Origin of the sequence: Pseudomonas sp. NFACC51, assembly GCF_900103575.1 — a bacterium.
Lineage (GTDB): Bacteria > Pseudomonadota > Gammaproteobacteria > Pseudomonadales > Pseudomonadaceae > Aquipseudomonas > Aquipseudomonas fluorescens_Q.
Genome location: NZ_FMXH01000003.1, coordinates 290,586 through 311,765, shown reverse-complemented (window position 1 = coordinate 311,765; position 21,180 = coordinate 290,586). Strand labels below are relative to the sequence as shown.

The following is a 21,180-nucleotide window of genomic DNA, read 5'->3' as shown; positions in this document are numbered from 1 at the left end:
GCCGAGCGGGAGCAAGCTCCCTCGCCACAGGGTATTGGTAGGCCGGTTAATCACGGCGCAACGATGCCCCGTGTGGGAGCGAGCCTGCTCGCGATGGCGGCGGCTCTGCTCGCATCAATGCAGAATGTGCCGCCGCCTTCGCGGGCCAGCCCACATTGGAATTGAGTACACCCGGGCGAAACAGGTCGGCTATAAGGCCGCCTCGCGATGGACGTTGATTTCGGCGCCCCGTTAACCACGCTGGCCGAACGCAGGCATTGTGGAGTGGGCATCCCGGCATGGATGCCGGGATAGCCGCGCTGGGCCATGGATGGCCCTTCGCGGCGGGCCCACGGAGCAATGCCTGCGTTCGGGCATGCCGAGCCCTAGCGAGGCACCGAGTGGTGGGGCAAAAGCGCTTTGGTTACTTTCGCCTGGGCCGGCTTCCGGATTTTCGAAAGTGACCCGCCGTCAGGGCGGAACCCTAAGTGGCCGTTACCGCAGAAATGGATATGCACCCGGTCAACGACTATCAGGCCACCTCGCGGGCAAGCTCATTGGAACTTCGTATGTCTCAGGATTTGTGCTGCCGAACCAATCCCGCAGCCACCACCAACTCCTCCAACGCCAACAAATCCGGCACCTTCGCTACATGCTCCCCCACCTGCACCGCCGCCTGCTCCAACCCGCACAGCGGCACGTCGACGTAGCTCAGTTGAGTGTCGAGCTTGTAGGAGCGTGGGATGCCCTGCACCAACAGTGCGATGAACCTCAGCTCCGGACGCCCGCCCAGGGCGTTGAGGACGACGATGCGCACTCGTTCGCCAATCACGGTTTTCTGGCCACAGGCCGATTCGAAGCTCAGCAGCGGGATCTGCCGTTCGCGCCAGCTCACCCACCCCAGAAACCACGGCGGGGTGTCCATGTCGAAGGCGCTGCTCTGGTAGTCGATCAACTCGGCCACGGCCACGTTGGGCAGGATCAGGTGGCGGTCGGCCAGTGGCAGCAGCAGGCCGGTGAGGTGGTCGGTACGCGAGTGGTGCAGGTCATGCATGGGTCTTGCTCCAGTGGGCGATGCTGTCGAGCAGCACCGATTCCTGGTACGGCTTGCCCAGGTAGTCGTTGACGCCGATGGCCATGGCACGGTCGCGGTGTTTCTGGCCGGTGCGGGAGGTGATCATGATGATCGGCAAATGCGCCAGGCGCGGGTCGTTGCGCACTTGCGTGGCCACTTCGAAGCCGTCCATGCGCGGCATCTCGATGTCCAGCAGCATCAGGTCCGGGGCGTGCTCGGCCAGCAGCGCCATGGCATCCACGCCATCCTTGGCAGTCAGGACGTGCATGCCGTGGCGCTCCAGCAGGCGACTGGTGACCTTGCGCACGGTCACTGAGTCGTCCACCACCAGCACCAGCAGCGGCCGTTGCGGTTCGCCCTCGCCTTCTACCGGCACTTGGCGGCGCGGCACCTGGTGGGGCAAGGCGCGGATCGGCGCCAGCAGGTCGAGAATCAACACCACCCGGCCATCCCCCAGGATCGTCGCCCCGGACAGGCCCTGTACCGCCGAGAACTGCGGTCCGAGGCTCTTGACCACAATCTCCCGGGTCCCGGCGGTAGCGTCCACCTGCACCGCAACATGCCGCTCGTTGCACTGCACCAGCAGCACCGGCAAGGGCTGGCTCTGGCCCAGCAGTTTCGGCCGGGCGCCGGTTTTCAGCAGCTCACCGAGGTAGCACAACTCGTACCGCTGCCCGGCGTAGGTGTAGGTTGGCGGATCGAGCTGGTAATGGCCGTCCAGTTCGGCGGGCAACACCCGCACAATGCTCTCGATGGTGTTCAGCGGGATCGCGTACTGGTCTTCGTGACAGTGCACCATCAACGCCCGGTTAACCGCCACGGTAAACGGCAGGCGAATGCGGAAATGCACGCCCTGCCCCGGCGTGGAATCGATGACCATGCTGCCGCCCAATTGCCGCACCTCTTCGTGGACCACGTCCATGCCGACGCCACGCCCGGAGATCTGGGTGATTTTCTCGGCAGTGGAAAACCCTGGTTGCAGGATGAACTGCAGCACGTCGCGGTCGCTGATGTCGCTGTCCGGCGCCAGCAAGCCACGCTTGATCGCCTTGCTGCGCACCGCCTCCAGCGGCACGCCGGCGCCGTCGTCGCGGATGTCGAAAATGATGTCGCCGCCTTCCCGGGACAGGTCGAGGCTGATACGTCCTCGTGCCGGCTTGCCGGCGGCAATGCGCACGTCGGCCGGCTCCAGACCGTGGTCGACGGCGTTGCGCAGCATATGTTCAAGAGGGGCAGCCATGCGCTCCAACACGTTACGGTCCATCTCGCCGTCGGCGTTGCCGACCAGGAATTCCACGTCCTTGCCCAGCTCCTGCGCCACTTGCCGGACGATGCGCTTGAGCCGGGGCAGCATACGCTCGAAGGGCACCATGCGCGTACGCATCAGGCCTTCCTGGAGCTCGGTGTTGATACGCCCCTGCTGTTGCAGCAGGACCTCGGCATCGTGATTGCTGCGATCAAGGGTTTCCTTGAGCTCAAGCAAGTCCGAGGCGGACTCGAACAGCGCCCGGGACAACTGCTGCAACTGGGAATGGCGGTCCATCTCCAGCGGGTCGAACTCTTCATAGCCCAGGCGCTCGGCCTCGACCTGTTGTCGGCTGAGAATTCGCCCCTGGGTTTCGGTATCCAGCCGTCGCAACTGATCGCGCATGCGCTCGATGGTGGTTTCCATTTCGCCCAGGGCCACGCGCGCGTCGTTGACCTGCTGTTCGATACGCCCACGGAAGATCGACGTTTCGCCCGCCAGGTTCACCAGGTCGTCGAGCAGTTCGGCGGAGACCTTGACCATGTCCGCACCGTCGCCCGCCGCGCCGGGGTCCGGTCTTGCAGGCGCCGCGGGTGGGCTGACGATGGGAGTAGGCACCGGCTCCGGCGCCGAGACAGCCTGCGGCGCGGCATTCTCCTGGGGATGATTCACCGCCTGGATCTGTGCAATCAGCCGGTCCGCCAGCGGGCACGGGTGGCCGGCGCGCACGGCGTCGAGCATCTGCGCCAGTCGGTCATGGCTGCTTTGCAACAAGGTGAACAGCGCCGGGGTCGGCTGCAGCAGACCCGCCGACAGACCTTCATAGAGGTTTTCCAACTCGTGGGCCAGGTCGCCGATGGGGACGATTTCCACCATGCGCGCACCGCCCTTGAGGGTGTGCAAATCCCGTAGCAAGGTTTCCACGGCCTGGCGATTCGACGGTTCTTCCTGCCAGCGCAGCAGCGCCGCGCCCGAGCTGTCGAGGATGTCGAAGCCTTCCTCAAGGAAGATTTCCAGCAACTCGGGATCATGGCCGGCGCCGTCGGCCTGGGCCGCTGCGCTCGTCTCGATGGCGTTCGGCTTGTCCTGGCGGAACCGTCGAATGGCGTCGATCAGCGCAACGGGATCGCCCAACGGCTGGCCCTGCTGCAACTGCCCGAGCAACAGGTCGAGGCGTTCATGACTGCTGGCGAGCAGTTGCGCCAGCTCCTCGCTGTAGCTGTAGCGCCGGTCCACCAGCCCTTCGTAAAGGTTTTCCAACTCCTGGGCCAGGTCGCTCACCGGCCGGATGTCGGCCATTCGCGCACCGCCCTTGAGGGTGTGCAAGTCACGTTGCAGCGAGGACAGCGGCGCGCCGTTATCCGGATCGGCCAACCAGCGTTGCAAGGCTTGTGCGGCGCTTTCGAGGATGTCTTGGGCTTCTTCGAGAAAAATCGCCGAGAGATCATCTTCCATCGAGGTATCGACGGGCGCGTCACGCTCCATTTCCGCCGTTGCGTGGCCCAGTTCGCGGATGCTCAGGGTGCGGCTGCCGTCGCTGCGGATCAGACCGGTGGCCGACGGGTCGAGGCTCTCCTGGAGCAGGCGGCGCAAGGCTTGTACCCGCGCCGGCTGCGGATGCACATGCTGCCCGGCCGCCAGCTCATCGAGCATGTCGATCAGCGCTTCATGGGCGCGCTGGGCCTCCTGGAAAAATTCATTGCTGACCGCCAGGCTGCTTTCCTCTACCGCACCGTAGAGGTCGAGCAAGGCTTCGCAGAGTTCGTCCACCGGGTGCAAGTCGGCCAAGTGCGCGCCTTCGCCGAGGGTGGTCAGCTCATCGAGCAGCGCACTCAGTTCCTGGCCTTCACCGGGGTGCTGCTGCCAGCGCTGCAAAAGGCTTTCGGCGTCCAGCAGGATGTCCATGCCCTGGGCGAGGAAGTTGTTGATCAGTTGTGGGTCGCGCTTGGTTCGCAGCACTTTGTCTGGCGCATTGTTGGCGGCGTGCAGACGCTCGGCCAGCAGGGCCTGGGCACGCAGGATCAGATCCTCGGCCCCGGGGATCGCCGCCAGCGGCTCGCTGTGCAACTGGCGCAAGCCACGGCGCAGCAGCCCTTCGGCTTCCAGCAGCAATTCGACTTCATCCAGGTCGAGGGCAATCAGATGCGCCCGGTATTCCCGGGCCAGCTCATCCATCGCCCCCGCCAGTTCGGCGATCGGCAGCACGCCGGCCATCGAAGCGCTGCCCTTGAGCGTATGCAAGGCCCGCTGCAATTCATCACTGGCCTGCAAGGGCAGGTGGTCGGCCGACTGATCGAGAAAGCGATTGAGGCTGGCGAGGTGGCCCTGGGCTTCGTTGTCGAAGATCTTCAACAGCAGCGGATCGAGAGCGGCCACGTCCTGCTCGTCTTCATCCTCCTCGTCGCCGCCCTTGGCCAGGACATGGGCGCGGGCGGCCAAGCGGTCGACGTCGTCGCGCTGGCGCTGGTGATTGGCCGCGAATTCAGCCACCAGGGCCGGCAACAACTGCACCGTGTCTTCAACCAACTGGCGGACCGAGGCCTGCGGCTCGACGCTGCGCTCCAGGACCCGGTTGAGCAGGTTTTCCACGGCCCAGGCCAGTTCACCCAGCACCAGCGCCCGGACCATCCGGCCGCTGCCCTTGAGGGTATGGAAGGCCCGGCGCAGTTCGCTCAGCGCGCCGTGGTCGTCGGGATGAGCACTCCAGCGCGGCAGGTATTCACGCAGGACGTCCAACACCTCGCCGGTTTCCTCGAGGAAGACCTCGCGCAACTCGTCGTCCACCGGACGTTCATCCAACGGTGGCGGCAACAGGCTGCCCGGGGTGCTCCTGGCCGGCGGATTGACCGCCGAGATCGGGCTGGCCAGCACTTCGGCCAAGGATTGCACCGTCTGCGGGTCATCCAGTTCCTGCAAGTCCTGCATGACCTGGGCTTCGTTGGGGCTCAACACATCGTCGAGCACCGGCACCCGCGCTTCGTCAGGGAAATAACCGAGCGCAGCCAAGCTCCGCTCGACCCCATTGAGCAACGGCTCGCCGGAGGTTTCCGGGTCCTCGCTCAAGCGCTCCAGGTAGTATTCGAGGCCGGTGATCACGTCGGCCAGGTGGTCGAGTTCTTCCCACCCCGGCTGGGCCTGGTCCAGCAACAGGTGGTCGCGGATGAACGCGTTGCAGGCCTCCACCAGGCTGGCGGCACGGCTCAGGGGAATCATCGCCAGCGCGCCGCGCACCTGGGTCAGCAGCGCCGGCAAGGGTTGCAGTTGCTCGCTGTTCCAGTCCGCGTCGATGTAGTCGACGATCATGTCCTTGGCCTGTTGCAGGCAGGTGTGGGCTTCCTTGATGACGATCTGGTGGATCTGGGTCAGGTCGGTGGTGGGCAGGTGGGTGTCTTCGCGGCTCTCGGGCTCGACGGTGCCGACCATGCCGGCCAGGGTCGCCTCGACGTAGAGCAAGGCTCCGGCGACGTCCATGAGGGTCGCGTCATCCGGCTCGCGCTGGCCCTGGGCGAGGCTCAGGACCACCGCCAGTTGATCGATGATGACCTTGCGCGGTTGGCCGAAACCGAGCACCGCCAGGGTGTCGGCGATCTGCCGCAGCGGCGCCAACAGGCTGTCCAGCTCCGAGGCATGCTGGCGGTCACTGCGCACGAACAGGTCCAGGCGCTCCTTGACCCGTACCAACTCCTCGCACAGCGCGGCAAGCACCGAGCGCATGGCATCGCGGTCGGGCCCGGCCAGGCGCGCGCGTTCTTCGTCGACCATGGCGCTGTCGGGCAGCGCGTCGTCCAGTGAGTAGCGTTCTTTCATGATCTGCATCTGCCCGCTGGGATGTTCGGCCTTGGCAATATAGAACAACAAGCTCTTGAGCAGGTGGGGCGGTGCCGGCTGATTGATGCCAGGCATGCCTTGGTCCAGCAGGCGCTTGAGCTCCTTGTCGGCTTCCTTGAACAGGCTGCGCAGCGCCGGGCTGTTGGCGATACGCCCGTCGCGCATGCCTTCGACCAGCGCCGAGGCCACCTGCCATAACGCATTGAGCGGCGCCCCAGCGCACAAGGTTTCCAGGCGGTGGAAGACCTTGGCCAGGTAACCCAGGTGGGTCGCGTCATCCTGTTCGCGCAACAGGCCCACCAGGGCCATTTGCAGGGTCTGGCGCAGTTTGCGCAAGGTGTTTGGCAGGTCCGCGGGTTCGAGGCGCTGCAACGCCTCGTCGCTGAGCGGCGCGATATCGGGCAACTCGGGGCTGAACAGGCTGGTTTCCGACAACAGGCTCTCGCCCCGGGCACTACGCAGGTCGTTGATCAAGGGCAGCACCACAAGCGGCAGGTCGCGACGGGCACCTTGTACGCGGTCCAAGTAGATCGGCAACTGCCCCAAGGCCTGGCTCAACAGGCTGATGGCTTCGTCGCGATGGGTGACGCGGTTGTCCTGCAGAGCGGCGCACAGCTGCTCCATCTCCTCGGCCAGCAGCGCCGCACCGTAGAACTCGACCATCTGCAGGCCGCCGTGGACCTGGTGAATGCAGGCCAGGCATTGCCCGAGGGCGTCCGACGCCTGCGGATCGTCCACCAAGCGGTTGAGGGCCAGATGAGCCTGCTTCAGCGTTTCGGCAATCTCGCCCTTGACCCATTCCAGGGCCACATAGTCGTGCCGATCACCCATAACCACTCCAAATCAACAGTCGTATGCCTGTGGTACGGCCCAGAACCCCGTGGCGAGGGAGCTTGCTCCCGCTTGAGTGCGCAGCGCTCACAAAATATTCGGGGCGGCTGCGCCACCCAGCGGGAGCAAGCTCCCTCGCCACAAAAGCGCCCTTGCCACAGGTACATTCCCTCCCAACAGGTCAGTCACCCTTTTTCCTCATCGCCAGCCGCTGCCGCCGCCGGCAAGGTAAAACCCGACACCGAACGGCGCAGCTGGCTGGCCATTTTCGCCAGGTTGCCAATGCTCTCGGCAGTGGCGGTGGAACCGGATGAGGTCTGCGAGGTGATCTGCTGGATCACGTTCATGGTCAAGGAAATCTGCCCCGCCGAGGTGGTCTGTTGCTGCGCAGCGTTGGAGATGCTCTGGATCAGCGCCGCCAGGGTCTTGGACACGCCTTCGATTTCTTCCAGGGCGACGCCGGCGTCCTGGGCCAGTCGCGCACCGCGCACCACTTCGGTGGTGGTCTGCTCCATGGAAATCACCGCCTCGTTGGTGTCGGCCTGGATCGCCCGCACCAGGGTCTCGATTTGCCGGGTCGCCGCCGAAGAGCGCTCGGCCAAGCGCTGCACTTCATCGGCCACCACCGCGAACCCGCGCCCGGCATCACCGGCCATGGACGCCTGGATGGCGGCGTTGAGTGCCAGGATGTTGGTCTGGTCAGCGATGTCGTCGATCAGGCTGACAATGTCGCCAATTTCCTGGGATGACTCACCCAGGCGCTTGATGCGCTTGGCGGTGTCCTGGATCTGTTCGCGAATGTTGTCCATGCCGTGAATGGTGTTGTGCACCACCTCGTTGCCCTTGTTGGCAATTTCCACCGACCGCTCGGCCACCGCCGACGACTCGGCGGCATTGGCCGACACCTGGTCGATGGACTGGGCCATTTCATTAATTGAAGTCGAAGCTTCGGAAATCTGCTGGGCCTGGTGCTCGGAGGCCTGGGCCAGGTGCATCGCCGTGGCCTGGGTTTCCTGCACCGCAGCGGCGACCTGGCCGGCGGTCAGGTTGATGGTCGCCACCAGGTCGCGCAGTTGATCCACCGAATAGTTGATGGAATCGGCGATGGTGCCGGTGAAGTCCTCGGTGACCGAGGCCGTGACGGTCAGGTCGCCATCGGCCAGGTCTTCGATTTCATCCAGCAACCGCATGATCGCGTTCTGGTTGCGTTCGTTCTTTTGTGCGGTTTCGTGCAACTGGCGGTTGGTTTCGCGGACCATCACCAGGCCAATCAGGATGATCGACATCAGCGCCAGCAAACCCAGCACATAGCCGCCGATGGTATTGATGGACCGCCCGCCGGCGAGATTTTCGAAGGCCGTGGCCAGGTGCGAAGCCTCGTCGAGCAGGGTCTGCGACAGGTTGAAGATGTTGCCGGCCGATTCGCGGACCTTGAACAGCTCCGGGGAGGTCTCGAGGATTTCGTCCACCGAGCCGGAGACGAACTCGAAGAGCTCGCTGATTTCGCTCAGGCGTGCCCGGGCATCGCGGTCCTGGACCTGGGATATCTTCAGGGCCGGGTCACCTTGCAACATGCCGTTGAGCACCTGGCCAAAACGCGCGGCGTCGCGACCGAAAGTGTCGGCGGCCTGGCTGGCGTTTTCGTCCCCCGCCAGCACGGTATTCACCGCGCCGAGAATCCGTTCGGCCAGCAACGACTGGCGCTGGGCCATGGCCACCTGGGCGGCCGGCGCGCCGCGTTGCAGCAGGATCTCGACGACTTTTTCGTACTCGACCTGCAACTGCGGCACGGTTTCGGCCAGGGTCGCCGCCACCTGGTGCAGCGACAGCACGGTCTGTTCGCTGGAGAGGATGGCATCGGTGTTCTTGAGCAGGCGTTCCCAATCCAACTGCACGGCGCGCATCTGCGGGCGCAGGGTGGCGGGCGCCGGGGGCAGGCCGGTCACCGGGTCGCCTTGTTTGAGGTAGCCCCAGCGCTGGGCGAAGTCATTGCGCGCATCGCTCAGCAGCTTGAATGCCGCGGGCTTGCCGGCGGCAGCCTCGGTGGCGTTCTTGGCGATGCGCTGGGACAGTACCCGCAGCTCACCGGCATGGCCGATGTACTGCTTGTCGTAGGCGGACTGGGTGTTGAGGTAAGCGAAGTTGGCGAACAGCAGCATGATGAAGACGATCAGCGCGACGAACAGCACGATGATCTGCGAACGACTGCGCGACGCTTCCAGTGGCTTGCCTGTTTTTGCTTTGATCATCGGTTCTCGCCTGTACTGCCCAATCCAACCCAGTCACCGCCGAACCAATGTGGGAGCGAGCTCGCTCCCACAAGGGGCCTGCGCTGCACCTCGTTAAATCGCCACATCCATGAACCCCGGCGACCGCGCCAGGGCAAACGGGCTGAACACTTGCCACTCGCGCTCGCCGCCAAACCGCCCCTTGACGAAGGCCGCTTCGGGGCCGTCAAGGTCGTCCACCAGCGTCGGTTCCAGGCTTTCCTGGGCAAAATGCTGCAGCCCAAGGACCTCGTCCACCAACAACCCGGCGAACACCTCGTCGTGATCCACCACCAACACGCGCCGCTGCTTGCGCACGGTCGACAGCTCGTGGCCAAAGAACCCGCACAAGTCCATCAACGGCAACAAGCGCCCGCGCAGGTTAGCCACTCCACGCACCCACGGCTTGACCCCGGGCAAATGCGTGTGACGTGGTTCGTGCAGCACTTCGCTGACTTCGCCCATCGGCGCCACGTACCAGTGCTCGCCCAAGCGAAAGCCGATGCCGCTCCAACCGGCGCGATGGGCCGGCTGGGAGGGCAGGTCCGCCCCCAGCAACCGGCAGCGCCGGTCGATCTGCAGCAGCAGTTCGAATGCAGTCAGGGATTGGCTCATGGCCGTGCCGTCAACCCGCCAGCACTTTGTTCAGGGTCGCGATCAGGGTTTCTTCGTCCACCGGTTTGGTCAGGTAGTCCCTCGCACCTTGGCGCGTGCCCCAGACCTTGTCGGTGTCCTGGTCCTTGGTGGTGATGATGATCACGGGGATGTGGCCGGTGTCCGGGTCCTTGGTCAACTGGCGCGTGGCCTGGAAACCGTTGAGGCCGGGCATGACGATGTCCATCAGCACCGCATCGGGTTTTTCCTGGCGGGCCAGGGCCACGCCATCGGCGCCATTCTCGGCCTTCAGGACCTGATGGCCGTGCTTTTCCAGCATGCCGGTCAGTTTGTACATTTCAGTCGGCGAATCATCGACGATCAGAACTCGTGCCATGGTGTTCCCCATTTTCTTGTTGACCCCTGGCCCGTTGGCCAAGTGTCATTAATGTGCCTGGTGCGGCTGGACAGCGGCAAAGCCCGGGACATGGGCCTGTATCGCGCCCAGCAGTTCTTCCTTGCTGAACGGCTTGGTCAAAAACTGATCGGAACCGACGATGCGCCCCTTGGCCTTGTCGAACAACCCGTCGCGGGACGACAGCATGATCACCGGCGTGGCCTTGAACGCGCTGTTGTTCTTGATCAGGGCACAGGTCTGGTAGCCATCCAGGCGCGGCATCATGATGTCGACAAAAATGATGCCCGGATGATGGTCGGCGATCTTGGCCAGGGCATCGAAACCATCGACGGCCGTGATCACCTCGCAGCCCACGTTGCGCAGCAAGGTTTCGGCGGTGCGGCGGATGGTCTTCGAATCGTCGATGACCATGACCTTCAAGGCGCTGGGTTGCTGCTGCGTGAGATGCTCTGCCATTGCCACTGCAAACCGGTTTTTAACGCGTAAGTGTGATCGACAGCGCAAACCCTTGATGTTCAAGGCCCGCACGTCACATGGCAGCCTTTTTAGCACAGTCTCCATCGCCGATCTATCGGCCGCTCGGCGCGGTGGTTTTTCCTTGACCGCCAATCTTCCGGGCGCCACTCTGACGCCACTTTTTCGCACCAATATGTGCCCATCACATTCGAGGAACCAAGCCATGAGCGTACGCGTCGGCATTGTCATGGACCCTATCGCCAGTATTTCCTATAAAAAGGATAGCTCGCTGGCCATGCTGCTGGCCGCTCAGAAGCGCGGCTGGGAGCTGTTCTACATGGAACAGCGCGACCTCTACCAGGCCGAAGGCCAGGCTCGGGCGCGGATGAAGCCGCTGAAAGTCTTCGCCAACCCCGAGAAGTGGTTTGAGCTGGGCACCGAGAGCGACGCGCTGCTGAGCGACCTGGACGTGATCCTGATGCGCAAGGATCCGCCGTTCGACATGGAGTTCGTGTACTCCACCTACCTGCTGGAACAGGCTGAAAACGCCGGCGTGCTGGTGGTCAACAAGCCCCAGAGCCTGCGCGACTGCAACGAAAAGCTGTTCGCCACGCTGTTCCCGCAGTGCACGCCGCCGACCATCGTCAGCCGTCGCCCAGACGTGTTGCGTGAGTTCGCCGACCACCACGGCGACGTGATCCTCAAGCCTCTGGACGGTATGGGCGGCTCTTCGATTTTCCGCCACACCGCCGGCCACCCGAACCTGTCGGTGATCCTCGAAACCCTGACCTTGCACGGCAAGCAGCAGATCATGATCCAGGGCTACCTGCCGGCCATCGTCGACGGTGACAAACGCATCCTGATGATCGACGGCGAACCGGTGGATTATTGCCTGGCGCGCATCCCGGCCGCCGGCGAAACCCGTGGCAACCTGGCGGCCGGCGGGCGTGGCGAGGCGCGTCCATTGACCGAGAAGGATCGCTGGATCGCCGCCCAGGTCGGCCCGACCCTGCGCGAGAAAGGCCTGCTGTTCGTGGGCCTGGACGTGATCGGCGAGCACCTGACGGAAATCAACGTCACCAGCCCGACCTGCATCCGCGAGATCGACAACGCCTTTGGCACCGACATCGGCGGGATGCTGATGGATGCCATCGATCAGAAGCTCAAGGCTCGTTGATCCAGATCCTGCTGAAGGAAACCCACATTGCGCTATCATGCCCGGCCTGAAAAAAACGCGATGTTGGTTTCCTTGTCATGACACTCCCGTCCGATCTGCCCCAAGAGCTCGCCCATCGTGGCGTGCGCCCGGCCGATCGCCTCGGTTTTACCCTGTTCCTGGCGGCGCTGATCCACTTGGCCCTGCTGCTGGGCGTCGGGTTTGCCACGGTCGAGCCCAAGCAGATCAGCCAGACCCTGGAAATCACCCTGGCCACCTTCAAGAGCGAGACCAAGCCCAAGAAGGCCGACTTCCTCGCCCAGGAAAACCAGCAAGGCAGCGGCACCCTGGAAAAAAAGGCGATCCCCAAGACCACCGAGATCGCGCCATTCCAGGATACCAAGGTACAAAAAGTCACCCCGCCGCCAGCCGCCAAGCCCGAGGTGCAGGAGACGGCGCCCAAGGCCGCCGTGACCACCGTGGCGCCAAAACCGAAAAAGGCCCCGGTCAAGGAAGAGGTCAAGCCTGATCCCAAGCCCAAGGCCCCCGAACCCACCTTCGACAGCTCACAGTTGTCCAGCGACATCGCCAGCCTGGAAGCCGAACTGGCCCAGGAGCAACAGCTCTACGCCAAGCGCCCGCGCATCCATCGCCTGAGCGCCGCCTCGACCATGCGCGACAAGGGCGCCTGGTACAAGGACGAATGGCGCAAGAAGGTCGAGCGCATCGGCAACCTCAACTACCCCGACGAAGCCCGGCGCAAACAGATCTACGGCAACCTGCGGCTGATGGTCTCGATCAACCGCGATGGCTCGCTGTATGAAGTGCTGGTACTAGAGTCCTCCGGCCAGCCGCTGCTGGACCAGGCCGCCCAGCGGATCGTGCGCCTGGCTGCGCCGTTCGCGCCGTTTACCGGGGACCTGTCGGACATCGACCGACTGGAAATCATCCGCACCTGGAAGTTTGCCCGTGGTGATCGGCTTTCGAGCAATTGATTGATCGTTCCTACGCTCTGCGTAGGAATGCAGCCAGGCTCGCTCCGCGTCCCAGCATGGTGGACGCGGAGCGTCCAGTGAGGCATTCCCACGCAGAGCGTGGGAACGATCAGGCAGGCTCGCTCCCACAGGGGTTTCATGTCGGTTTCGGGTATTTCCTGCACATCCCCAGCTTGTCAGTTCGCCCCCGCCCCGCCACACTAGCGCCTATGAAAAACGTCAGCCCCACCTACCTCAAGCATCACTTCCTGATTGCCATGCCGCACATGGCCGATCCGAATTTTGCCCACACCTTGACCTACATCGTCGAGCACACGGCCAATGGGGCCATGGGGCTGGTAATCAATCGCCCGCAGGAATTGAACCTGGCGGACATCCTGGAGCAGTTGCGCCCCGAGGTCGAACCGCCACTCTTGTGCCAGCACGTGCCGATTTTCATCGGCGGCCCGGTGCAGACTGACCGCGGTTTCGTGCTCCACCCGTCGGGCCCCAAATACCAGGCCACCGTGGACCTGGACGGGGTGTCACTGTCCACCTCCCAGGACGTGCTGTTCGCCATCGCCGACGGCGTCGGCCCGGAGAAAAGCCTGATCGCCCTCGGCTATGCCGGTTGGGAACCCGGGCAACTGGAAGCCGAACTGGCCGACAACGCCTGGCTGACCTGCCCGTTCGACGCCGATATCCTGTTCAACACCAGCAGCGAACTGCGCCTGGAAGCGGCGGCCAGCCGGCTGGGGGTCAACCTCAGCCTGCTCACCAGCCAGGCAGGACACGCCTGATGGCGCTGCGCTTGCTGCTGGGCTTCGATTACGGCACCAAACAGATCGGCGTCGCGGTCGGCCAGGTCATTACCGGCCAGGCCCGTGAGCTGTGCACCTTGAAGGCGCAGAATGGCGTTCCGGACTGGAACCAGGTCGAAGCGCTGATCAAGGAGTGGAAACCCGATGCCGTGGTGGTCGGCCTGCCGCTGAACATGGACGGCACGCCCAGCGACATGTGCCTGCGCGCCGAAAAGTTCGCCCGCCGGCTCAATGGCCGCTACAACCTGCCCTTCTATACCCATGACGAGCGCCTGACCACCTTCGAGGCCAAGGGCGAGCGCCTGGTGCGTGGCGGGCAGAAAGGCAGTTACCGCGACAACCCGGTGGACGCCATCGCCGCCGCCCTGCTGTTGCAAGGCTGGCTCGACGCCAACGCCGCCCTGTTCGAAACCTGATTTTTTACAAAGCGCCGCCAAGGCGCTTTCTTTTAGCGATAAGCCGCGCCACTCACCACCGGCCCGGGAACCTGAAGGAGCCAGCATGAGCCTGCCCAATCCTGCCGAACTGATCAGCCAGATGGCGATTCGTCTCAAGGCACACCTGGAACACCGCGGCATCAGCGACCCGCGTTACATTGGCATTCGCACCGGGGGTGTCTGGGTCGCCCAGGCCTTGCTCGAAGCACTGGGCAGCCAATCACCACTGGGCACCCTGGACGTGTCCTTCTACCGCGACGACTTCAGCCAGAACGGCCTGCACCCGCAAGTGCGCCCCTCGGCCCTGCCGTTCGAGATCGAAGGTCAGCACCTGGTGCTGATCGACGACGTGCTGATGAGCGGCCGGACCATCCGCGCCGCCATGAACGAACTGTTCGACTACGGCCGCCCGGCCAGCGTGACGCTGGTGTGCCTGCTGGACCTGGATGCCGCCGAGCTGCCGATCCGGCCGAACGTGGTCGGCGCGACGCTGACGCTGGCCGCCCATGAGCGGGTCAAGCTCTCCGGGCCGTCGCCACTGCAACTCGAACTGCAAGACCTTGCCCTTTAACTGCCCTTGTAAGAGTCCATCGCGATGACGCCTCTCGAAACCAAGCGCCCGCTGCAGCTCAACGATCAGGGCCAGCTGCGGCACTTCCTGTCCCTCGACGGCCTGCGCCGCGAGCTGTTGACGGAAATCCTCGACACTGCCGACTCGTTCCTCGAAGTCGGCGCCCGGGCGGTGAAGAAAGTCCCGTTGCTGCGCGGCAAGACCGTGTGCAACGTGTTCTTCGAAAACTCCACCCGCACCCGCACCACCTTCGAACTGGCGGCCCAGCGGCTGTCGGCGGACGTGATCACCCTCAACGTGTCCACGTCCTCGGCGAGCAAGGGCGAAACCCTGCTCGACACCCTGCGCAACCTCGAAGCCATGGCCGCCGACATGTTCGTCGTGCGCCACGGTGATTCCGGCGCCGCGCACTTCATTGCCGAGCACGTCTGCCCACAGGTGGCGATCATCAACGGCGGCGACGGCCGTCACGCCCACCCGACCCAGGGCATGCTGGACATGCTGACCATCCGTCGACACAAGGGCAGCTTCGAGAACCTGTCGGTGGCCATCGTCGGCGACATCCTGCACTCGCGGGTGGCCCGTTCGAACATGCTGGCCCTCAAGACCCTCGGCTGCCCGGACATCCGCGTGATCGCGCCGAAGACCCTGCTGCCCATCGGCGTCGAGCAATACGGCGTGAAGGTCTACACCGACATGACCGAAGGCCTCAAGGATGTGGACGTGGTGATCATGCTGCGCCTGCAACGCGAACGCATGACCGGCGGCTTGCTGCCCAGCGAAGGCGAGTTCTACCGCCTGTTCGGCCTGACCACCGCCCGTTTGGCCGGGGCCAAGCCGGACGCCATCGTCATGCACCCGGGACCGATCAACCGCGGCGTGGAAATCGAATCAGCGGTGGCTGACGGGCCACACTCAGTGATCCTCAACCAGGTGACCTACGGCATCGCCATCCGCATGGCCGTGCTGTCCATGGCCATGAGCGGGCAAACGGCCCAGCGCCAATTCGACCAGGAGAACGCCCAGTGAAGCTCAGCATTCTCGGCGCACGCGTGATCGATCCAGCCAGTGGCCTGGATCAAGTGACTGATATCCATATCGATGCCTGCAAGATCGTCGCCCTGGGCGCCGCTCCGGTCGGCTTCGTGGCCGTCGAGGTCCTCGACGCCCATGGCCTGGTGGCCGCCCCTGGCCTGGTGGACCTGAACGTCGCCCTGCGCGAACCGGGCTACAGCCGCAAAGGCAGCATCGTCAGCGAAACCCGGGCCGCCGCCGCCGGGGGCGTGACCAGCCTGTGCTGTCCGCCGCAGACCAAACCGGTGCTGGACACCTCGGCCGTCGCCGAACTGATCCTCGACCGTGCCCGCGAGGCCGGCAACACCAAGGTCTTCCCGATTGGCGCACTGAGCAAGGGCCTGGACGGCGAGCAACTGGCCGAACTCATCGCCCTGCGCGACGCCGGGTGCGTGGCGTTCGGCAACGGCCTGAACAGTTTCCGCAACACCCGTACCCTGTGCCGTGCCCTGGAATACGCGGCGACCTTCGGCCTGACGGTGATCTTCAACTCCCAGGACCACGACCTGGCCGAAGGTGGCCTGGCCCACGAAGGCCCGACCGCCAGTTTCCTCGGCCTGCCGGGCATCCCGGAAACCGCCGAAACCGTGGCCCTGGCCCGGGACCTGCTGTTGGTCGAGCAAAGCGGCGTGCGCGCGCACTTCAGCCAACTGACCAGTGCTCGCGGTGCGGCACTGATCGCCCAGGCCCAGGCCCGCGGCTTGCCGGTGACCGCCGATGTGGCGCTGTACCAGTTGATCCTGACTGACGAAGCGCTGATCGACTTCAACAGCGTCTACCACGTCCAGCCGCCACTGCGCACCCGCGCCGACCGCGATGGCCTGCGCGAGGCGGTGAAATCCGGGGTGATCTCGGCCATCTCCAGCCACCACCAACCCCATGAGCGCGATGCCAAGCTGGCACCGTTCGGCGCCACCGAGCCGGGCATCAGCAGTGTCGAACTGCTGCTACCGCTAGCCCTGACGCTGGTGGAAGACGGCTTGCTGGACCTGCCGACCCTGCTGGCACGCCTGAGCGACGGCCCGGCCCAGGCGCTGCAATTGCCGGCGGGGAAACTGGCGGTGGGCGCCGCGGCGGACCTGGTGCTGTTCGACCCCGCCGCGTCCACCGTGGCCGGGGAAGCCTGGCGCTCCAAGGGTGACAACTGCCCGTTCATCGGCCATAGCCTGCCGGGTGCGGTGCGTTACACCCTGATGGATGGGCGGATTACTCACCAGGCCTGATACCGCGCCGCACCTATCGCGAGCAAGCTCGCTCCCACAGGTGGATCTTTGGTGAACACATGATGTGTGAACACCTCAATCCAGTGTGGGAGCGAGCTTGCTCGCGATGCAGGCGACCAGGTCTTACTGAAAAGCCCCACGCTTCTGCGCATTACGGATCGACACCTGATCATTCAGCGTCCAGAAGTCATATAGCACCCCCAGGAAAAATACCCCGCCAGTCAGCAAGTAAAGGATCCCGCTGAGCCATTTGCCCTGGTACATGCGGTGTACGCCCAGCACCCCGAGAAACGTCAGCAGAATCCACGCCACGCTGTACTCGATAGGCCCCGGGGTAAACCGCAGGTCCGCTTCGCGATCCATGGCCGGGATCAGGAACAGGTCGATCAGCCAACCAATGCCCAGCAGGCCGAAGGTGAAGAACCAGATCGTGCCCGTGACCGGCTTGCCGTAATAGAAACGGTGGGCGCCGGTAAAACCGAAAATCCACAGCAGATACCCAATGACTTTGCTGTGGGTATCGCGGATTGCGTCCTGCTGATAGCTGTTCATGAATGGCCTCTTTTGCCTCGATAGATAAATTTTTTCGGAGTTTTTGTGACTTTTTCGTGTCCAGCCGACAAGCGGTCCTGGGCGATTCGAACCGGCGAAAGCCCCGTGATATAGGGGTTCTGTCGGACAATCAGGTCAACTTGTCGCATTTCGCCGGGTTTTTCGCTGCGTTTCGAATCGACAAACGGCCTCGGAATGGCAAAAAAAGCTGTTATAAAGTTGCGCGCCAACCTTTAAGAGCCTTGCCTAATGCGTCCATTTTTCAAGACATGGCTAACCATTTGCCTATTATTGCCACTGGCCGCCCACGCCACCAATCGTGAGCAACGTCTTCCCAACGTCAACGGCTATACCCCGAAATCCCATGTCTCTGCCTCCTTGAGCAAGGACAAGCCAAGCGCCCAGCGCGTGAGCACGACCAACAGCAAGCTGGTCCCGCCGATGGCGACCAAAGCGAGCAGCAATGTGTTGAGTCGCGCCGTGAATGTACTGGGCACACCTTATCGTTGGGGCGGCAGTAGCCCAAGTAAAGGTTTCGATTGCAGCGGACTGGTGAAATACGCCTTCAACGACGCCACCTTCGACCTGCCGCGCACCTCCAACGCCATGGCCGCCGGTCATGGCGAGAAAGTCGAGCGCAAGGACCTCAAGCCCGGTGACCTGATCTTCTTCAAGCTCAAGAGCCGCCGGGTCAACCACGTGGCCATCTACCTGGGCAACGACCGCTTCATCCACGCCCCGCGCCGTGGCAAGTCGGTGAGCATCGACACCTTGAACAAACCGTACTGGGACACCCATTACGTGGTGGCCAAGCGCGTGCTGCCGAAAGAGCCGGGTGCGATGCGCGTGGTTCAGCGCTAATCTGAAGCGCTCACCGGCCCCCCTGTGGCGAGGGAGCTTGCTCCCGCTGGGTGGCGCAGCCGCCCCAAAACAGACCAATGATCTCTGTGGACCCCATTATTTTGGGTCCGCTTCGCGGCCCAGCGGGAGCAAGCTCCCTCGCCACAGGGACCGTATCAGGCCTTACTGACCGTTTCCCCGCCTCAGAAATTATCCGGCGTACGCGCCCGCTCCCGCGCATGCTCGCGACTGATCAGGCCTTTGCTCACCAAGTCCTTCAAACACATATCCAGCGTCTGCATTCCCAGCGCCCCCCCCGTCTGGATGGCCGAGTACATCTGCGCCACCTTGTCTTCACGGATCAGGTTCCGAATGGCCGAGGTGCCCAGCATGATTTCATGCGCCGCGATTCGGCCGCCGCCGATCTTCTTGACCAGCGTCTGGGAAATCACCGCCTGCAGTGATTCCGACAGCATCGAACGAACCATGGACTTCTCGTCACCGGGGAACACGTCCACCACCCGGTCAATGGTCTTGGCCGCCGATGTGGTGTGCAGGGTGCCAAACACCAGGTGCCCGGTTTCCGCGGCTGTCAGCGCCAGGCGAATGGTCTCCAGGTCGCGCATCTCCCCCACCAGAATCACGTCCGGGTCCTCCCGCAGGGCCGAACGCAGGGCCGTGGAGAAACCCTGGGTGTCGCGGTGCACCTCACGCTGGTTGATCAGGCATTTGCGCGGTTCGTGAACGAATTCGATAGGGTCTTCGATAGTGAGGATGTGATGGTGCTTGTGGCTGTTCAAGTAATCGATCATGGCCGCCAGGGTGGTGGACTTGCCTGAACCGGTGGGCCCGGTCACCAACACCAGTCCGCGAGGCGCCTCGGTCACTTTGCGAAATACCTCGCCCATCCCCAGGTCTTCCATGGTCAGGACTTTCGACGGAATGGTCCGAAACACCGCCCCCGCACCGCGATTCTGGTTGAAGGCGTTGACCCGGAACCGCGCCACGCCCGGCACGTCGAAGGAAAAATCGGTCTCCAGAAACTTTTCGTAATCTACTCGTTGCCGGTCGTTCATGATGTCGTAGATCAGTTCATGAACCTGCTTGTGGTCCAATGCCGGCAGGTTGATGCGCCTGACATCGCCATCAACGCGGATCATCGGTGGCAGCCCGGCGGACAGGTGCAGGTCCGACGCGCCCTGCTTGGCGCTGAACGCCAGTAACTCAGTGATATCCATAGCGCTCCTCAATTCCAGTAGAATGCCGCGAACCTCACCGCTGGCGCTTCTTTATGTCCACGATAGCAGACAACATCGCTCAGGTTAGTTCGCGCATCCGCGCTGCGGAGCAGGCCGCCCAGCGTGCCGAACACAGTGTCAAACTGCTGGCCGTGAGCAAGACCAAACCCGTCCAGGCCCTGCGCGAAGCCTATGCCGCCGGCCTGCGGGACTTCGGCGAGAACTACCTGCAAGAAGCCTTGGGCAAACAGCTCGAACTGACCGACCTGCCCTTGATCTGGCACTTCATCGGCCCCATTCAATCGAACAAGACGCGCGCTATCGCCGAACATTTCGACTGGGTGCATTCCGTGGATCGCTTGAAAATTGCACAGCGTCTGTCCGAGCAGCGTCCGGCCGACTTGCCACCGCTGAACATCTGCATTCAGGTCAACGTCAGCGGTGAAGCCAGCAAATCCGGCTGCACCCCAGCGGACCTGCCCGCCCTGGCCAGCGCTATCAGCGCCCTGCCCCGCCTGAAACTGCGCGGATTGATGGCGATTCCCGAACCCACCGAAGACCGCGCCGCCCAGGATGCTGCCTTCGCCGCGGTCCAACGCTTGCAAGCCAGCCTGGCGCTACCGCTGGACACCCTTTCCATGGGCATGAGCCACGACCTTGAGTCAGCGATTGCCCAAGGCGCCACCTGGGTGCGCATCGGAACGGCCCTGTTCGGCGCCCGCGACTACGGTCAATCCTGAAACATGGCCGACTCATCTCTTTATAAGGACCTGTCATGAGCAACACGCGTATTGCCTTCATCGGCGCCGGCAATATGGCCGCCAGCCTGATCGGCGGCCTGCGGGCCAAGGGCCTGGACGCTTCCCTGATCCGCGCCAGCGATCCGGGTGAAGAGACCCGCAACCGGGTGAGCCGCGAACACGGCATCCAAACCTTCGCCGACAACGCCCAGGCCATCGACGGCGCGGACGTCATCGTGCTGGCGGTCAAGCCGCAAGCGATGAAAACCGTCTGCGCGGCCCTGCGCCCAAGCCTCAAGCCTCATCAACTGGTGGTGTCGATTGCCGCCGGCATCACGTGCGCCAGCATGAACAACTGGCTCGGCGAGCAGCCGATCGTACGCTGCATGCCCAACACCCCGGCACTGCTGCGCCAGGGCGTCAGCGGCCTGTTCGCTACTTCCCAAGTGTCCGCCGCACAACGCCAGCAGGCCGAGGAACTGCTGTCGGCTGTCGGCCTGGCACTGTGGCTGGACACCGAACAGCAATTGGACGCCGTCACCGCCGTCTCCGGCTCGGGCCCGGCGTACTTTTTCCTGCTGATCGAAGCCATGACCGCCGCCGGTGAGAAACTCGGCCTGCCCCGGGAAACCGCTGCCCAACTGACCTTGCAGACCGCACTAGGCGCCGCACACATGGCTGTCTCCAGCGACGTCGACGCGGCCGAGCTGCGCCGCCGCGTGACCTCGCCGGCCGGCACCACCGAAGCGGCCATCAAATCGTTCCAGGCCGGGGGCTTCGAAGCCCTGGTGGAAAAAGCACTCGGCGCCGCCGCGCACCGCTCGGCCGAAATGGCCGAACAACTGGGCCAATAAGGAGTT

The 21,180-nt window shown here is 63.8% G+C and carries 18 protein-coding genes; 10 read left to right on the top strand and 8 right to left on the bottom strand.

Annotated features, from left to right (window positions below; translation table 11 throughout):
• Positions 1-553 precede the first annotated feature (553 nt).
• From BLT00_RS08360 to BLT00_RS08330, 6 genes are all read right to left on the bottom strand, one after another.
• Positions 554-1,033 (bottom strand): chemotaxis protein CheW, encoded by a 480-nt coding sequence (locus BLT00_RS08360; RefSeq protein WP_072346234.1) that lies wholly within the window; start codon positions 1,031-1,033, stop codon positions 554-556.
• The gene (locus BLT00_RS08355) at positions 1,026-6,959 is read right to left on the bottom strand and encodes an Hpt domain-containing protein (protein WP_092150084.1); all 5,934 of its coding nucleotides are present in this window, start codon (positions 6,957-6,959) and stop codon (positions 1,026-1,028) included. The genes BLT00_RS08360 and BLT00_RS08355 overlap by 8 nt, the downstream gene beginning before the upstream one ends.
• Before the next feature lie 185 nt (positions 6,960-7,144).
• Positions 7,145-9,208, bottom strand: a complete 2,064-nt coding sequence (locus BLT00_RS08345) for a methyl-accepting chemotaxis protein (protein WP_092150081.1) — start codon at positions 9,206-9,208, stop codon at positions 7,145-7,147.
• 93 nt (positions 9,209-9,301) lie between these two features.
• Positions 9,302-9,841: a chemotaxis protein CheW gene (locus tag BLT00_RS08340; RefSeq protein WP_072346228.1), complete on the bottom strand. Its 540-nt coding sequence runs from the start codon at positions 9,839-9,841 to the stop codon at positions 9,302-9,304.
• A 10-nt stretch (positions 9,842-9,851) separates the two neighbouring features.
• A complete protein-coding gene (gene pilH, locus BLT00_RS08335) occupies positions 9,852-10,217 on the bottom strand; it encodes a twitching motility response regulator PilH (RefSeq protein WP_063325209.1) in 366 nt (121 codons plus the stop codon).
• A gap of 48 nt (positions 10,218-10,265) precedes the next feature.
• Positions 10,266-10,694, bottom strand: a complete 429-nt coding sequence (locus BLT00_RS08330) for a response regulator (RefSeq protein WP_003206467.1) — start codon at positions 10,692-10,694, stop codon at positions 10,266-10,268.
• A gap of 223 nt (positions 10,695-10,917) precedes the next feature.
• Between BLT00_RS08330 and gshB the strand changes: the two genes are divergently transcribed.
• The 7 genes from gshB to BLT00_RS08295 all read left to right on the top strand — a co-directional run bounded on the left by gshB (position 10,918) and on the right by BLT00_RS08295 (position 16,950).
• Positions 10,918-11,871: a glutathione synthase gene (gshB, locus tag BLT00_RS08325; RefSeq protein WP_063323969.1), complete on the top strand. Its 954-nt coding sequence runs from the start codon at positions 10,918-10,920 to the stop codon at positions 11,869-11,871.
• Between the two features lie 77 nt (positions 11,872-11,948).
• Positions 11,949-12,845 carry an energy transducer TonB gene (locus BLT00_RS08320; RefSeq protein WP_057449546.1) on the top strand — a complete coding sequence of 299 codons (897 nt, stop codon included), beginning with the start codon at positions 11,949-11,951 and terminating at the stop codon, positions 12,843-12,845.
• A gap of 209 nt (positions 12,846-13,054) precedes the next feature.
• On the top strand, positions 13,055-13,624 hold the full coding sequence (locus BLT00_RS08315) for a YqgE/AlgH family protein (protein WP_003206472.1): 570 nt from the start codon (positions 13,055-13,057) through the stop codon (positions 13,622-13,624).
• The gene (gene ruvX, locus BLT00_RS08310; protein WP_003177497.1) at positions 13,624-14,061 is read left to right on the top strand and encodes a Holliday junction resolvase RuvX; all 438 of its coding nucleotides are present in this window, start codon (positions 13,624-13,626) and stop codon (positions 14,059-14,061) included. The genes BLT00_RS08315 and ruvX overlap by 1 nt, the downstream gene beginning before the upstream one ends.
• 85 nt (positions 14,062-14,146) lie before the next feature.
• Entirely contained in the window at positions 14,147-14,653 is a 507-nt protein-coding gene (pyrR, locus tag BLT00_RS08305; RefSeq protein WP_003206474.1) for a bifunctional pyr operon transcriptional regulator/uracil phosphoribosyltransferase PyrR, read from the top strand.
• A 24-nt stretch (positions 14,654-14,677) separates the two neighbouring features.
• Positions 14,678-15,682 carry an aspartate carbamoyltransferase catalytic subunit gene (locus tag BLT00_RS08300; protein ID WP_003177495.1) on the top strand — a complete coding sequence of 335 codons (1,005 nt, stop codon included), beginning with the start codon at positions 14,678-14,680 and terminating at the stop codon, positions 15,680-15,682.
• Entirely contained in the window at positions 15,679-16,950 is a 1,272-nt protein-coding gene (locus tag BLT00_RS08295; RefSeq protein ID WP_072346220.1) for a dihydroorotase, read from the top strand. The genes BLT00_RS08300 and BLT00_RS08295 overlap by 4 nt, the downstream gene beginning before the upstream one ends.
• A gap of 123 nt (positions 16,951-17,073) precedes the next feature.
• Here the strand turns inward: BLT00_RS08295 and BLT00_RS08290 are convergent, their stop codons facing one another.
• A complete protein-coding gene (locus tag BLT00_RS08290) occupies positions 17,074-17,502 on the bottom strand; it encodes an NINE protein (RefSeq protein WP_003206477.1) in 429 nt (142 codons plus the stop codon).
• Positions 17,503-17,751: 249 nt separating this feature from the next.
• On the opposite strand from BLT00_RS08290, the gene BLT00_RS08285 reads away from it, so the two are divergent.
• Positions 17,752-18,363 carry a C40 family peptidase gene (locus BLT00_RS08285; RefSeq protein ID WP_063323966.1) on the top strand — a complete coding sequence of 204 codons (612 nt, stop codon included), beginning with the start codon at positions 17,752-17,754 and terminating at the stop codon, positions 18,361-18,363.
• Positions 18,364-18,545: 182 nt separating this feature from the next.
• On the opposite strand, the gene BLT00_RS08275 is transcribed toward BLT00_RS08285, so the two are convergent.
• Positions 18,546-19,580, bottom strand: coding sequence for a type IV pilus twitching motility protein PilT (locus tag BLT00_RS08275; protein ID WP_092150075.1), 1,035 nt, complete (start codon positions 19,578-19,580; stop codon positions 18,546-18,548).
• A gap of 53 nt (positions 19,581-19,633) precedes the next feature.
• On the opposite strand from BLT00_RS08275, the gene BLT00_RS08270 reads away from it, so the two are divergent.
• Together BLT00_RS08270 and proC are read left to right on the top strand one after the other, a co-directional pair.
• Positions 19,634-20,320: a YggS family pyridoxal phosphate-dependent enzyme gene (locus BLT00_RS08270; RefSeq protein WP_077508447.1), complete on the top strand. Its 687-nt coding sequence runs from the start codon at positions 19,634-19,636 to the stop codon at positions 20,318-20,320.
• A gap of 35 nt (positions 20,321-20,355) precedes the next feature.
• Entirely contained in the window at positions 20,356-21,174 is an 819-nt protein-coding gene (gene proC, locus BLT00_RS08265) for a pyrroline-5-carboxylate reductase (RefSeq protein WP_072346212.1), read from the top strand.
• Positions 21,175-21,180: the final 6 nt, after the last annotated feature.

What these genes read in the sequence shown, in the direction of transcription:
- BLT00_RS08290 (WP_003206477.1), bottom strand. Translation starts at nt 17,502, where the DNA reads ATGAACAGCTATCAGCAGGACGCAATCCGCGATACCCACAGCAAAGTC.
- pyrR (WP_003206474.1), top strand. Translation starts at nt 14,147, where the DNA reads ATGAGCCTGCCCAATCCTGCCGAACTGATCAGCCAGATGGCGATTCGT.
- BLT00_RS08355 (WP_092150084.1), bottom strand. Translation starts at nt 6,959, where the DNA reads ATGGGTGATCGGCACGACTATGTGGCCCTGGAATGGGTCAAGGGCGAG.
- BLT00_RS08330 (WP_003206467.1), bottom strand. Translation starts at nt 10,694, where the DNA reads ATGGCAGAGCATCTCACGCAGCAGCAACCCAGCGCCTTGAAGGTCATG.
- BLT00_RS08285 (WP_063323966.1), top strand. Translation starts at nt 17,752, where the DNA reads ATGCGTCCATTTTTCAAGACATGGCTAACCATTTGCCTATTATTGCCA.
- BLT00_RS08340 (WP_072346228.1), bottom strand. Translation starts at nt 9,841, where the DNA reads ATGAGCCAATCCCTGACTGCATTCGAACTGCTGCTGCAGATCGACCGG.
- BLT00_RS08275 (WP_092150075.1), bottom strand. Translation starts at nt 19,580, where the DNA reads ATGGATATCACTGAGTTACTGGCGTTCAGCGCCAAGCAGGGCGCGTCG.
- ruvX (WP_003177497.1), top strand. Translation starts at nt 13,624, where the DNA reads ATGGCGCTGCGCTTGCTGCTGGGCTTCGATTACGGCACCAAACAGATC.
- BLT00_RS08320 (WP_057449546.1), top strand. Translation starts at nt 11,949, where the DNA reads ATGACACTCCCGTCCGATCTGCCCCAAGAGCTCGCCCATCGTGGCGTG.
- BLT00_RS08345 (WP_092150081.1), bottom strand. Translation starts at nt 9,208, where the DNA reads ATGATCAAAGCAAAAACAGGCAAGCCACTGGAAGCGTCGCGCAGTCGT.
- BLT00_RS08300 (WP_003177495.1), top strand. Translation starts at nt 14,678, where the DNA reads ATGACGCCTCTCGAAACCAAGCGCCCGCTGCAGCTCAACGATCAGGGC.
- BLT00_RS08270 (WP_077508447.1), top strand. Translation starts at nt 19,634, where the DNA reads ATGTCCACGATAGCAGACAACATCGCTCAGGTTAGTTCGCGCATCCGC.
- gshB (WP_063323969.1), top strand. Translation starts at nt 10,918, where the DNA reads ATGAGCGTACGCGTCGGCATTGTCATGGACCCTATCGCCAGTATTTCC.
- proC (WP_072346212.1), top strand. Translation starts at nt 20,356, where the DNA reads ATGAGCAACACGCGTATTGCCTTCATCGGCGCCGGCAATATGGCCGCC.
- BLT00_RS08360 (WP_072346234.1), bottom strand. Translation starts at nt 1,033, where the DNA reads ATGCATGACCTGCACCACTCGCGTACCGACCACCTCACCGGCCTGCTG.
- BLT00_RS08315 (WP_003206472.1), top strand. Translation starts at nt 13,055, where the DNA reads ATGAAAAACGTCAGCCCCACCTACCTCAAGCATCACTTCCTGATTGCC.
- pilH (WP_063325209.1), bottom strand. Translation starts at nt 10,217, where the DNA reads ATGGCACGAGTTCTGATCGTCGATGATTCGCCGACTGAAATGTACAAA.